Origin of the sequence: Streptomyces sp. NPDC048254 (assembly GCF_043201895.1) — a bacterium.
Classification (GTDB): Bacteria; Actinomycetota; Actinomycetes; order Streptomycetales; family Streptomycetaceae; genus Streptomyces.
Map to the genome: position 1 here is coordinate 220,902 of NZ_JBICZJ010000011.1, position 12,827 is coordinate 233,728.

14 protein-coding genes are annotated in these 12,827 nt (G+C 71.5%); 5 read left to right on the plus strand and 9 right to left on the minus strand.

All coding sequences use genetic code 11. The annotated features are described in order from the left end of the window. Positions 1-6 precede the first annotated feature (6 nt). Genes ACGFZQ_RS29865 through ACGFZQ_RS29875 form a run of 3 tightly spaced genes read left to right on the plus strand, consistent with a single transcriptional unit; the run spans position 7 to position 1,094 of the window. Entirely contained in the window at positions 7-258 is a 252-nt protein-coding gene (locus tag ACGFZQ_RS29865; RefSeq protein ID WP_351325347.1) for an acyl carrier protein, read from the plus strand. 1 nt (position 259) lies between these two features. After that, positions 260-739 carry an SRPBCC family protein gene (locus ACGFZQ_RS29870; protein WP_351712734.1) on the plus strand — a complete coding sequence of 160 codons (480 nt, stop codon included), beginning with the start codon at positions 260-262 and terminating at the stop codon, positions 737-739. Positions 740-761: 22 nt separating this feature from the next. Continuing rightward, a complete protein-coding gene (locus tag ACGFZQ_RS29875; RefSeq protein ID WP_351732139.1) occupies positions 762-1,094 on the plus strand; it encodes a TcmI family type II polyketide cyclase in 333 nt (110 codons plus the stop codon). Positions 1,095-1,172: 78 nt separating this feature from the next. Here ACGFZQ_RS29875 and ACGFZQ_RS29880 read toward each other — a convergent pair whose 3' ends face one another. The 6 genes from ACGFZQ_RS29880 to lipB all read right to left on the minus strand — a co-directional run bounded on the left by ACGFZQ_RS29880 (position 1,173) and on the right by lipB (position 6,624). Continuing rightward, a complete protein-coding gene (locus ACGFZQ_RS29880; protein WP_351732142.1) occupies positions 1,173-2,237 on the minus strand; it encodes a methyltransferase in 1,065 nt (354 codons plus the stop codon). A 43-nt stretch (positions 2,238-2,280) separates the two neighbouring features. Then, a complete protein-coding gene (locus tag ACGFZQ_RS29885; protein ID WP_393842954.1) occupies positions 2,281-3,372 on the minus strand; it encodes a nitrous oxide reductase family maturation protein NosD in 1,092 nt (363 codons plus the stop codon). A 150-nt stretch (positions 3,373-3,522) separates the two neighbouring features. Beyond that, positions 3,523-4,224, minus strand: coding sequence for a DUF4191 domain-containing protein (locus ACGFZQ_RS29890; protein WP_351732147.1), 702 nt, complete (start codon positions 4,222-4,224; stop codon positions 3,523-3,525). 70 nt (positions 4,225-4,294) lie between these two features. After that, the gene (locus ACGFZQ_RS29895; RefSeq protein ID WP_351732150.1) at positions 4,295-4,492 is read right to left on the minus strand and encodes a hypothetical protein; all 198 of its coding nucleotides are present in this window, start codon (positions 4,490-4,492) and stop codon (positions 4,295-4,297) included. Between the two features lie 214 nt (positions 4,493-4,706). After that, complete coding sequence (lipA, locus tag ACGFZQ_RS29900) at positions 4,707-5,696, minus strand: lipoyl synthase (protein WP_393842955.1); 990 nt, start codon at positions 5,694-5,696, stop codon at positions 4,707-4,709. A gap of 127 nt (positions 5,697-5,823) precedes the next feature. Further along, positions 5,824-6,624, minus strand: coding sequence for a lipoyl(octanoyl) transferase LipB (lipB, locus tag ACGFZQ_RS29905; RefSeq protein WP_351732155.1), 801 nt, complete (start codon positions 6,622-6,624; stop codon positions 5,824-5,826). Positions 6,625-6,872: 248 nt separating this feature from the next. Here lipB and ACGFZQ_RS29910 point away from each other — a divergent pair, with 248 nt between their 5' ends. After that, positions 6,873-8,342, plus strand: a complete 1,470-nt coding sequence (locus ACGFZQ_RS29910) for a regulator (RefSeq protein ID WP_393842956.1) — start codon at positions 6,873-6,875, stop codon at positions 8,340-8,342. A gap of 266 nt (positions 8,343-8,608) precedes the next feature. Here the strand turns inward: ACGFZQ_RS29910 and ACGFZQ_RS29915 are convergent, their stop codons facing one another. Further along, positions 8,609-9,967: an NAD(P)/FAD-dependent oxidoreductase gene (locus ACGFZQ_RS29915; RefSeq protein WP_393842957.1), complete on the minus strand. Its 1,359-nt coding sequence runs from the start codon at positions 9,965-9,967 to the stop codon at positions 8,609-8,611. A 160-nt stretch (positions 9,968-10,127) separates the two neighbouring features. After that, the gene (locus tag ACGFZQ_RS29920) at positions 10,128-11,021 is read right to left on the minus strand and encodes a TIGR01777 family oxidoreductase (RefSeq protein ID WP_393842958.1); all 894 of its coding nucleotides are present in this window, start codon (positions 11,019-11,021) and stop codon (positions 10,128-10,130) included. Between the two features lie 72 nt (positions 11,022-11,093). Between ACGFZQ_RS29920 and ACGFZQ_RS29925 the strand changes: the two genes are divergently transcribed. Beyond that, positions 11,094-11,582 carry a GNAT family N-acetyltransferase gene (locus ACGFZQ_RS29925; RefSeq protein WP_351732239.1) on the plus strand — a complete coding sequence of 163 codons (489 nt, stop codon included), beginning with the start codon at positions 11,094-11,096 and terminating at the stop codon, positions 11,580-11,582. 17 nt (positions 11,583-11,599) lie between these two features. Here ACGFZQ_RS29925 and ACGFZQ_RS29930 read toward each other — a convergent pair whose 3' ends face one another. Beyond that, entirely contained in the window at positions 11,600-12,784 is a 1,185-nt protein-coding gene (locus ACGFZQ_RS29930) for a MarP family serine protease (RefSeq protein ID WP_393842959.1), read from the minus strand. Between the last annotated feature and the right edge of the window lie 43 nt (positions 12,785-12,827).

Below are 12,827 nucleotides of genomic sequence, written 5' to 3' on the forward strand. Positions count from 1 at the left end.
GTTCCTATGAGCATCACCGTGGACGAACTGTCCGAACTCATGAAGAAGGCCGCCGGTGTCACCGTCGCCCCGGCCGACCTCCAGGACCGTGCCGACAGTGGCTTCGACGTCCTCGGCGTCGACTCGCTCGGCCTGCTCGGCATCGTCGGCGAGCTGGAGAACCGGCACGGCGTGCCCATGCCGGTGGACGCCGAGCGGTGCAAGACCCCCCGCCAGTTCCTCGACCTCGTCAACAGCGCCATGCCCGCGGGAGCCTGACATGACCGGACACACCCAGAACGAGATCACCATCGCCGCGCCCGTCGACCTGGTCTGGGACATGACCAACGACGTGGCCAACTGGCCCCAGCTGTTCAGCGAGTACGCCAGCGCCGACATCCTCGAGGAGGAGGGGAACAAGGTCACCTTCCGGCTGACCATGCACCCCGACGAGAACGGCAAGGTGTGGAGCTGGGTCTCCGAGCGCGAGACGGACCGCGCCCGCCTCCGCGTCAAGGCCCGCCGGGTCGAGACCGGACCGTTCGCGCACATGGACATCCTCTGGCAGTACGAGGAGGTCCCCGCCGGCACCCGGATGGTCTGGACCCAGGACTTCGCGATGAAGCCGGAAGCCCCCGTCGACGACGAGTGGATGACCGACAACATCAACCGGAACTCCAAGGTCCAGATGGCCCTGATCCGGGACAAGATCGAGAAGGCGGCCACCGGCCGGCGCCCCGACCCGGCCCTGGCCGACTGAGCCGGACGACAGGAGAGACACCGTGCACCAGGCCCTGATCGTCGCCCGTATGGCACCGGGCTCCGCCCCCGACATCGCGAAGGTGTTCGCGGAGTCCGACCGGGGAGAGCTGCCGCACCTCGTCGGGGTCACCCGGCGCAGCCTCTTCCAGTTCGGTGATGTGTACATGCACCTCATCGAGTCCGAGCGCGAGCCGGGACCGGCCATCGCAAAGATCACCTCGCACCCCGAGTTCAGGGACGTCAGCGACCGTCTCACGGCGTACGTCAGCGCGTACGACCCGGAGACCTGGCGCTCCCCGAAGGACGCGATGGCCCAGCGCTTCTACCTCTGGGAGCGCGACGGCGGCGTGTGAACCGACGTACCGCCGTACGCCAACGGTGCCGGACCCGCGCAGAACGCGGGCCCGGCACCGGCGTGTCCGGGGCCTGCCTCAGGCGGGCACCGTGCAGTCGAAGGCGTGCAGATACGGGTTGACCGGGCGGATGTCGTTGACGCTCAGACCCGCCTCCGTCAGCCGGCGCACCATGCTGTCGGTGGTGTGCTTGGCCCCGCCGACGTTCAGGAGCAGCAGCAGGTCCATCGCGGTGCTGAACCGCATCGACGGGGTGTCGTCGACCAGGTTCTCGATCACCACGACCCGGGCTCCGGGGCCGCCCGCCGCGACCACGTTGGCCAGCAGCTGCGCGGTGGACTCGTCGTCCCACTCCAGGATGTTCTTGATGATGTAGACGTCCGAGTCGACCGGCACGGCCTCCCGGATGTCACCCGGCACGATGCGCGCCCGGTCCTCCAGGTCACCGCCCGGGCGCAGCCGCGGCAGGGCCTTCTCCACCACCCGCGGCAGGTCCAGCAGATACCCCTTCATCGCCGGGTACTTGTCCAGCAGACAGGCCACCACGTGCCCCTGGCCGCCGCCGAGGTCCGCGACCGACCGGCTGCCGGACAGGTCGAGCAGGGCCGCGACCTCACGGGCCGACTGCTCGCTGGAGGTGGTCATCGCCCGGTTGAAGACGTCCGCCGACTCCGGCGCGTCCTCGTTCAGGTAGACGAAGAACTCCTTGCCGTAGAGGTCCTCGATGACGTTGCGGCCGCTGCGCACGGCCTCGTCCAGCTTCGGCCAGGCGTCCCAGGTCCACGGCTCGGTGCACCACAGGGCGATGTAGCGCAGGCTGTGCGGGTCGTCCTCGCGCAGCAGCCGGGAGGTCTCGGTGTGGGCGAACGTCCCGTCCGGGCGCTCGGCGAAGACGCCGTAGCAGGACAGGGCGCGCAGCAGCCGGCGCAGCGGCCCGGGGTCGGTCTTCACCGCCGACGCCAGGCTCTCCACGGTCATCGGGGCGTCCCCGAGGGCGTCCGCGACGCGCAGCCGGGCGGCCGCGCGGACGGCGGCGGCACAGGCCGCCCCGAACACGAGTTCGCGCAGCCGCATCGAGGGCGGCGGTGCGTCGCCCCGCGCCGGGTCCTTCGGCGCCGAGAGGTCGCGTGCTGGTGCGGTCATGTGCCGCCTACCTTCCTTGTGGGGGTGTCGTAGGGCCGTCAGGTCAGCACAGACCGGCGGGCTTGGACTTCTTGCAGGTGTTGCTCTTGAAGCTGTTGCCGTGCTTGGCGGCTTCCTGGTTGATCAGGTCGGCGGGGGCGTTGCCCGACAGCTTGTTGCGGGTGACCTGGTTCTTGTCGTTGGTGGCGCCCACGAAGCTCTTGAAGACCACGATGCCGCCGGACAGCGGGGACTTGCCGGAGTTGCCGGTGACGGTGTTCCCGGTCACCAGGGTGTCCTCGGCGCCGGTCAGGACGATGCCGGAGCCCTGCAGGAAGAAGAGCCGGGCGGTCTTCTTGCAGTACTTGTTGTTCTTCACGACCTGGTTGTCGGCGACGACGATGTGACCGGCCTTCGGCTTGTTCTCGTCGCCGACGACGAACACGCCCGCGCAGTTGCCGCTGACCGAGTTGTCCGAGACGGTCAGGTTGCGCAGCCGGCGCACGGTGACGCCGGTCCGGTTCTTCTCCAGCAGGTTGTGGTCGACCACCGTGCCGTCGGTGTCGGTGGAGCCCTTCTCCGCGGTGATGGTGTTGGCGAGGAACAGGCCCGCGTCGCCGTTGTTCCGGGCGACGTTGTACCGGTAGGTGCTGTGCACGGAGCGCTCTTCGGCGATGCCCCACTGGCCGTTCTTCACGGCGGCCACGCCGTGCACGTTCAGGTTGGCCGTGCCGACCGCCATGACACCGGTCCGGGAGAACCCGGTCACGGTCATCCGGGCGATGGTGACGTTCTCGACGGGCCGGCTCTTGGTGCCGACCACGCAGATGCCGTTGCCCATCTCCGCGCACGACTTCTGGGCGGCGGCCTTCTTGGCCTTTTGGGCCTTCTTGGCCTTCTTGGCCGGCTGGAGCACGGTCTCCTGGCCCGCGCCGCGCAGGGTGAGGTCGGGCGTGGTCACCTTGACGCTCTCGTGGTACGTGCCGGCCAGCACGAGGACGGTGTCGCCGGGCTCGGCCGCGTCCACGGCCTTCTGGATCGACTCACCCGGATGCACCACGAGGGTGCGGTGGGTGGCGGTGGCCGGGGCGGCGCCGAGGAGGGAGCCGCACAGGGCGGCGGCGCAGGCGAGGTATGTGATATGGCGTTTTGTCACATTTAGCAGGCTAGGAGCCGATGACCCGATTACCCGCTGGATACGCCGTTCGGCGGCGTGTCACCCGGGCCGCGGCGAACCGGGGCCGGAAAACACGAAGACGCGGCGGTCGCATCAGCGACCGCCGCGTCCCGAGGTTCTCGGCTGTGCCTACCGCCCCCGCGGCCCGCCCTTGGGCATCCGCATGCCCTTCGGCATCGGCCCCTTCGGCAGCGGCATGTTGGTCATCAGGTCACCCATCGCCCGCAGCCGGTCGTTGGTGGTCGTCACCTGGGGACCGGTCAGCACGCGGGGGAACTTCAGCATCGTGGTCCGCAGCTTCTTCAGCCCGACCTGGCCCTCGCCCGTGCCCACGATCACATCGTGCACCGGGACGTCGGCCACGATCCGGGCCATCTTCTTCTTCTCGGCGGCCAGCAGGGTCTTCACCCGGTTCGGGTTGCCCTCGGCGACCAGGACGATGCCGGCCTTGCCGACGGCCCGGTGCACCACGTCCTGGCTGCGGTTCATCGCCACCGCCGGTGTCGTCGTCCAGCCCCGCCCGATGTTGTCCAGAACGGCGGCCGCGGCGCCCGGCTGGCCCTCCATCTGGCCGAAGGCCGCCCGCTCGGCCCGGCGGCCGAACACGATCGCCGTCCCGAGGAAGGCGAGCAGCAGGCCCAGGATGCCCAGATAGACCGGGTGGCCGATCAGGAACCCGATCACGAGGAAGACGGCAAGGATGCCGAGACCGACACCCGCGAGCACAAGACCGATCGTCTTATCGGCCTTGCGGGTCATCTTGTACGTCAGGACGATCTGCTTCAGTCGCCCGGCATTCGCAGCGTCCGCTGCGGGTTCCTTCCTCGCCATGCCCCGAAGTCTACGTGGCCCCGGGAGTGCCGACGACGGCGGTGCCCGGAGAAAGGGGCCTGGGGTGCCGTCAGGAGCGGCCGGCGGCCTGCTCCAGGAAGAGCTGCGCCTCGACCCGGTCCTTGGCGCGACGGCGGTCTTCCAGCACGGAGGTCCAGGCGTTCTGGCGGGCGGTGCGCTGGCCGCCGCTCATCAGGAGGGACTCGACGGCGCGCAGCGCGTCGGTGAAGGACGGGATGGCGGTGGCGCGAACGGGCGCGGCCTGCATGGTGAAGGTCCCCCCTCGGAGTGGGTGTACGTGCTGTGATACCAGGGTCACTGTTTGGTGTTACCAGGGCGTGACCGACCGGTCAAACACCAATGAAACCTTGATAGGCGGGTCCCGCACGCTGACGCGGTCCTGACGGGCGTCCTCATCAGCGAGGACGGTCAGGACCGCGGTCATTCGGTCATTACTGGCCGGTAGTAACTTGTGCGCGAATTCACACAGCCTGTACGGCTACGAACGCGCCGCCCCGCTGCGGAGCAGCTGACTGACGCAGCTCGATCGCCATCTGGTAGAGGCGACCGGCCCGGTAGGAAGAACGGACCAGCGGCCCGGACATCACACCGGAGAAGCCGATCTGCTCGGCCTCCTCCTTCAGTTCCACGAACTCCTGCGGCTTGACCCAGCGCTCCACGGGGTGGTGCCGCACGCTTGGGCGCAGGTACTGCGTGATGGTGACCAGCTCGCAGCCCGCCTCGTGCAGCTGGCGCAGCGCCTCGGAGACCTCCTCGCGGGTCTCGCCCATGCCGAGGATGAGGTTGGACTTGGTGACCAGGCCGAAGTCACGGGCCTGGGTGATGACCTTCAGCGAGCGCTCGTAGCGGAAACCGGGACGGATCCGCTTGAAGATCCGGGGCACCGTCTCGACGTTGTGCGCGAACACCTCGGGGCGGGACTCGAAGACCTCGCGCAGCAGCTCCGGGACGGCGTTGAAGTCCGGGGCGAGCAGCTCGACCTTGGTGCGGCCGGCCTCGCGGTCCGCCGTCTGCGCGTGGATCTGGCGCACGGTCTCGGCGTACAGCCAGGCGCCGCCGTCCTCCAGGTCGTCGCGGGCGACGCCGGTGATGGTGGCGTAGTTCAGGTCCATGGTGACCACGGACTCACCCACGCGGCGCGGCTCGTCGCGGTCCAGCGCCTCGGGCTTGCCGGTGTCGATCTGGCAGAAGTCGCAGCGCCGGGTGCACTGGTCGCCGCCGATGAGGAAGGTCGCCTCGCGGTCCTCCCAGCACTCGTAGATGTTCGGGCAGCCGGCTTCCTGGCAGACCGTGTGCAGGCCCTCGCTCTTCACGAGGTTCTGCATCTTGGTGTACTCGGGGCCCATTTTCGCCCGGGTCTTGATCCACTCGGGCTTGCGCTCGATGGGGGTCTGGGCGTTCCGGACCTCCAGGCGCAGCATCTTGCGTCCGTCGGGTGATACTGCGGACACGTCGGCTCCCTGTAACTTCGATTCCTCGGCGTACACCAGGGTACGCCCGTGATTGCTGGGCCCTTCCGTGGAGGCCAACCCCTCGGCCGCAGGGCGCATTCCCTCGGTCGGCCTGGGGTCTTCTCGGTCAGGCCGGGGTCTTCTCGATCTCGCGGGGCTTGAGCTCCGCGTTCTCCAGGATGTCCGTCAGGTGCCGCTCCACCACCGGCAGCACCTCCTCGATCGTCACGTCCCGGTCCAGCTCGCCCGCGAGGGAGGCCACCCCGGCGTCCCGGATGCCGCACGGGATGATCCGGTCGAACCACTTCATGTCCGGGTTCACGTTGAACGAGAAGCCGTGCATGGTGACACCCTTGGCGACCCGGATGCCGATCTGGGCGATCTTGCGGTCCTCGCGGCGCTGTCCGGCGTTGGAGGGCGCGTACTCCGGGCCGTTGAGGCGGGGGTCGAACTCGTCGTCCGTCAGCCGGGGGTCGAAGTCCAGGGAGAGCCCGCCGAGGGCCTGCGGCCGCTGCTCGACCGGGTCACCGAGGACCCACACGCCGCTGCGCCCCTCGACCCGGGTGGTCTCCAGGCCGAACTCGGCGCAGACGCGGATCAGCGCCTCCTCCAGGCGCCGTACGTGCGCGACCACGTCCACCGGGCGCGGGAGCTTCTGGATCGGGTAGCCCACCAGCTGGCCCGGGCCGTGCCAGGTGATCTTGCCGCCACGGTCCACGTCGATCACCGGGGTGCCGTCCAGCGGCCGCTCGTTGTCCGCGGTGCGGCGGCCCGCCGTGTACACCGGGGGGTGTTCGAGCAGCAGGACCGTGTCGGGCACCTCGTCGGCGAACCGCGCCGCGTGCACCCGGCGCTGCTCGTCCCACGCCTCCTGGTACTCGACGGCATCCGCGCCGAACCCCATGCGGACGAACCGCAACTCACTCACGGCAAGCGCCTCCCTCGGGCGATGGGTGTGTCAGGCACATAACGCGCCCAAGCCACTGTACGTCCGCCCGTAGCGCGTCAGCCCTGGGGTCAATCCTCACACGATCGGATGAATGAACGTCGAAATGTGCGATCGGCTGCTCACTCTCCGCTACATTCGCGCCGTCCACGAGCGCCAAAAGGGCTGCTCACCGGCAATCCGGGCACAAGCTACCGAGCTGAGCCAGAAGGCAGGAGACCGCACCGCAGATGACGGACCGACCCGCGCAGCGCACCCCCAACCGCCAGCTCGCCGCGCTCATCGCAGAAGCAGGGTTCTCCAACGCGGGTCTGGCCCGTCGGGTCGACCAGCTCGGTCTCGAACACGGGCTGGATCTCAGATACGACAAGACGTCGGTCACCCGATGGCTGCGCGGCCAGCAGCCCCGGGGCACCACGCCCGCCCTGATCGCCGAGGTCTTCACCCGGCGCCTCGGCCGCCGGCTCACCGCCCAGGAACTGGGTCTCGACGCCTGCGCCCCGGTGTACGCCGGGCTGGAGTTCGCGGCCACCCCCGAGGAGGCCGTCGACATCGTCAGCGGGCTGTGGCGCAAGGACTCCGGCAGCCACGCCGAGCTCCGCAAGATCGCGTTCACTCCGGCCGGGCTCGTGGTGCCCAGCCGGGACTGGCTGATCGGCCGGGCCGACGACCGGGTGGCCCGCGGCGAGACGGCGCCGCCGGCGGCCGCCCGGGTGCCGGCCCAGATCCGGCCCGCCGGGGCCAAACAGCCGGCCCCGCCGGGACGCTCGCGCGGGCAGGCCGAACGCGGGCCCGGCCAGCGGGTCACCGGCGGGGACATCGCCGCGCTCCGCTCGGTCGGCGAACTGTTCCGCACGCTCGACGACACGTACGGCGGCGGGCACGCCCGGCAGGCCCTGGTGCGCTATCTGGAGCACGAGTGCGAGCCGATGCTGCGCGGCACGTACGGCGAGCAGACCGGCCGCAAGCTGTTCGCCGCGGCCGCCGACCTGACCCGGCTCGCGGGCTGGACGTCGTACGACATCGCCGCGCACGGCCTCGCCCAGCGCTACTTCGTCCAGTCCCTCCGCCTCGCCCAGGCGGCCGGGGACCGTTCCTACGGCTCCTACGTCCTCGTCACCATGAGCCGCCAGGCCGTCTACCTCGGCCACGGCCGGGAGGCGGTGCAGCTGGCACGGGTGGCCCAGCAGGGCGTGGGCACCAACGCCCCGCCGGTCGTCCAGGCCCTCCTCCACGCGGCCGAGGCCCGCGCCCACGGGGTCCTCGGCGAGGTACGGGCGTGCACCGGCGCGCTGGTCCGGGCCGAACGCGCCCTGGAGGCGGCCCGGCCCGGCGACGAAGTCCCCCACTGGGCGCGCTTCTTCGACGAGGCGCAGCTCGCGGACGAGTTCGGCCACTGCCACCGGGATCTCCAGCAGTTCCGGGCGTCCGCGCAGCACGCGGAGCGCTCGCTGCAACTCCGTGCGCCCTCCTACGCGCGCAGCCGCCTCTTCTGCCGCGTCGTCCTCGCCACGGCCCGCCTGGGCCTCGGCGAACTCGACCAGGCGTGCGCGCTCGGCGCGGAGGCGGCGGGCGCCGCGGCGGAGATGCGCTCGGTACGCGCGATCGAGTACGTCAAGGACTTCGAACGCCGCCTGGAGCCGTACAAGGACGCAGCACCGGCAAGGGCCTACCGAGACAAGGTCGCCGCCCTGAACTGACCGCCGCACGGCTTGGTGCAGGGCCGGCCAGCACCCGTTGGGCATGGGGCCGGCCCGCGTGCTCTCTGTCCCGCCTCGGCTGAAACTTCTTTCCGCCGAGGCGGTGATCGGCCACGACGGTGTGGTCCGGCGGTGCCGGGTCGGCCGGTGCTACGCGCCGTTGCCGGGTCCGGTTGGTCGCCGGGTGTCGCGCCGTCGTGGCTTGTCGCGCCCGCGCGGCGGAGCCGCATATCGAATACAGCCCCGCGCCCCTGAAGGGCGCTCGTCTACGCCGCCCGGCGTTGCATCGGCTCCGCCGTGTGCATCGAGCCTGATACGCCCAGGTCCGTCAGGATCGCCGCTGTTGCCCGGTGGGCCGAGTGCAGTGCTCCCTGGACCGTGCTGGTGTCCCGGTGGTCGCCGCAGACGTAGAGGCCGGCCAGGAGGCGGACCGGGCGGCGGAGGTCGTGCGGGGGGCGCATCGCCGGGATCGCCTCCGGCGTGTGGTGGACGGCCAGCGTCTCCCAGCGGTGCGTCGACGTGCCGTAGAGCCGGGCCAGGTGCATACGGACCGCCGTGTCGATGTCGGAGGGCGGCGGGCCGAGGACCGTCGAGGAGATCAGGGCGCGGCCCTGCGGGGCCCGGCTCGGGTCGATGTTGCTGACGACGGAGGTGTGGGAGACGGGCCCGCCCCGGTCCGCGTCGAGGAGGAGCGACGCCCCCGTCGTGAGCGCCGCCGGTTCGTCCGTCGTGTGATGGACCACCGTCACCTGGTGGAAGTCCGGCACGCGCAGCCCCGGCAGCAGCCCGGCGGCGGCCCGCGCGTCCGTCGCCAGCAGCACCGCCCGGCAGCGGATCTCACCGTGCTCGGCCGTCGTCACGGACGTCGTCGAGACCGAGGTGACCCGGACGCCCGTGTGCACCGTGCCGGGCGGGAGGGCGCGGGCGAGGAGCTCCGGAAGGACCTCGGCGCCTCCCTCCGGCACGCACAGCCGCCCGCTCGCGAAGGAGCGCAGGGCGAGGTCCGCGCACCGGCTGGACGTCGTCAGCTCGGGGTCGCAGAGCAGGGCCGCGAGCAGCGGCCGCAGAAAGCCGTCGATCGTACGGGCGGGCACCCCGCGCGCCGCGAGGGCGTGCGCGGCCGGGAGCTCGGGACGGGCGAGGATGCGTTCCACCGGGGTCGTGGCGATCCGCCCCAGCGCCGCACCGAGCCGCGCCTGGTCGACCGCGCTGCCCATCGGCGCGGTCGCCCGCGCGGGCGACACGGCCGAGCCGCCCCTGGGGGCGCTTGCCAGGGCGCGCACCGCATAGAGTGCGCCCCTCGCGCTCCCGCCGCCCGCCGGAGCGCCCGCCCGGTGCCTGCGCCCGTCGCGATGCAGCAGTACGCCGGGCGCGAACCGGCGCAGAACCAGGGCGTCCAGTCCCGGTGCCAGCCGTAGCTCCGGGTAGGACGTGGACAGGAGCTGTCCTATCCGGTCGAGCCGGAAGCCGTCGACCTTCTCGGTCGACATACGGCCGCCGACGTACGGGGCGGCCTCCAGGACCGCGGTCGTTACTCCTGCGCTGTTCAGCCGATGAGCCGCGGAGAGTCCGGCGACACCGGCTCCCACGATGACGACGTCCGCCTGGTACGCGGGCTCATGCACGAGGCCCCTCCTCGATTGCGCGTCCGGTGGAGACGTGATGCCCCCAACCAGCTCCGGGGATACCCGAGTTCGGGTCGAGGTTAGGACGGTGATCGGTCAAGGACAGTCGCGCATGAACAGGGCACGGTCGCACGGCGGTCGCATACGGTCACACGCGTTGTCAGGCCGCGCGGATCGCGTCCTCGATGCCCGGGAACGCGAAGGTGAACCCCGACTCCAGCAGCCGCTTGGGCACCACGCGTTGACTGCCCAGCACATCCCCGGCCATCTCGCCGAGCGCCAGCCGCAGCGCCGGCGAGGGGACCGGGAAGGGGGCCGGGCGGTGCAGCACCCGGGCCATCGCCGCGGTGATCTCCCGGTTCGTCAGGGGGTGCGGCGCGGTGAGGTTGAAGGGGCCCTCAAGACCCTCGGTGTCCATCAGGAACCTGATCGCGGCCACCTCGTCGTGCAGCGCGATGAACGACCAGTACTGCCGGCCGTCGCCCAGCCGTCCGCCGAGCCCCGCCTTGAACAGCGGGAACAGCCGGCCCCAGGCCCCGCCGCCGCGGGCCACCACCAGGCCCGTGCGGACGAACACCGTCCGGATGCCCGCCTCCCGCGCCGGGGCCGCCGCCTCCTCCCACTCCACGCACAGCGACGGCAGGAAGCCGTCCCCGGGCGGCGCGTCCTCGTCGACGACCCGATCGCCCGTGTCGCCGTAGAAGCCCATCGCGCTGCCGCTCACGAACACCCGTGGCGGCTCCTCCAGGGCGGCCACCGCCTCCGCGAGCGCGGCCGTGCCGAGGACCCGGCTGTCCCGGATCTGCCGCTTGTAGGCGGCCGTCCAGCGCCGGTCGCCGATCCCGGCCCCGGCGAGGTTCACCACCGCGTCGCAGCCGGCCAGCCCGGCCGCGTCCACGTACTGCCCCTCGGGGTCCCAGCAGACCTCACCGGCGCCGTGGGCCCCGCGCCGCACCAGGCGCACCACCTCGTGCCCGTCCGCCCGCAGGGACCGCACCAGGGCACTGCCGATCAGACCGGACGCGCCGGCCACCGCGATACGAGAGCGTTCCATGTGTCCCAGCATGCCGGGACACGTGCCGGAAGACTTCCGGGACCCGGGTGTCACCCGACTTAGGGTGACCACATGCCGGAACCGTACATACGCGCCGCCCTGCCCGACGACGACGAGGAGCTGTCCGCGCTCGACCGCGCCACCTGGTCGTATCTGCACGCCGTGCTCCCCGAGCCGCAGCCGCCGTACGACCCCTTCTTCAGCGGGCGCCACGCCCCCGGGGACACCCTGGTCGCCGAACTCGACCGGCGCATCGTCGGCTATGTCCGCCTCGGGTTCGCCTACAACATCGCCTCCAACGCGCACGTCCGGCAGATCCAGGGCCTCGCGGTCGCCGAGGAGGCCCGCGGCCACGGGGTCGCCCGGGCGCTGCTGCGGGCGGTGATGGAGGAGGCCCGCCGCCGTGGCGCCCGCCGGATCCGGCTGGGCGTCCTCGGGCACAACGCCCCGGCGCGCAGGCTCTACGAGTCGGAGGGCTTCGCCGTCGAGGGCGTGCTGCCGGGGGAGTTCCTCCTGGACGGCGAGTACGTCGACGACGTGATCATGGGCCGGGCGCTGTGACGGTCAGGACCTGACGGTCAGGACGTGATCAGCTCGCCGGTGTCCACCGCCGCCGTGGCGTTCGCCCCGCGGGTGGCGTCCGAGGCCACCTCGTCGGCCGTCAGGACGTACCCCGTCTCGTCGTCCGACGTGGAGCGGGCGAACACCACGCCGTACACCTTGCCGCCGGTGGTCAGCAGCGGGCCGCCGGAGTTGCCGGGGCGGACCGTGGAGCGGATCGAGTAGATCTCGCGGGTCACGGTGGCGTCGTTGTAGATGTTCTGGCCGGTGGCCGGCACCTTGGCGGCCACCGTGGCCGCCTGCAGGTTCAGGTCGCCGTCCTGCGGATAGCCGGCCACCACCGCCGAGTCGCCGCGCGCCGCACCGGTGTCGAACCGCAGCACCGGCGCGCGCAGCCGCGGCACGTACAGCACCGCCACGTCCCGGTCCGGGTCGAAGAGCACCACCTGCGCCTCGTACGACGACCCGACCCCGCCGATCCGCACGCTCGGGTCGGTGATGCCGGCCACCACGTGCGCGTTGGTCATCACATGCTCCGGCGCGTACACGAACCCGCTGCCCTCACGGCCCTGGGTGCCCGAGACACCCTCGATCTTGACCGTGCTGCGCTTGGCCGCATTGGTGGCGGCCGCCGTGACGCTGTCGCCCGTCGGCTTGGCGACCCGGGCCGTCGACTCGTTCTCGAACGGGTTGAAGACCTGCGGGAAACCCGCCTCCGTGAGCGCCGAGGTGGCCCGCGAGAACCAGGCCGGCGTGGTGTCCGGCATCGTGTTCTGCACCGTGCCGAGCAGCTTGGAGTCCCGTATCGCCGTCGTCACCCCCGGCGACGAGGACGCGCCCAGCACGCTCGCCGCCACCCAGGCCACGATCAGCACCGCCACCGAGTTGGCCGCCGCCCCGCCGACCCCGTCGGCCACCCGGAGCGGCCCCTGGTCCAGCTCACGGCGCAGCCGCAGCGCCAGCCGCCCCGCCAGCTCGTGCCCGACCACCCCCGGCACCAGCACCGTCAGCACCGCGACCACCGTCGCCGTGGCCGTCCCGCGGGTGACCAGTTCCATCACCCACGGCAGCACCCACACGCCGATCACCGCGCCGCCCACGAACCCGGCCAGCGACACACAGCCGGCCACCAGCCCGCGCCGGTAACCGGACGCCGCGTAGACGAGGACCACCAGTACGAGCACCAGGTCGAGCAGGTCCACTGAGCCGCCTTTCTCTCGGTGCCCTTAGTACGGTCGGGACAGG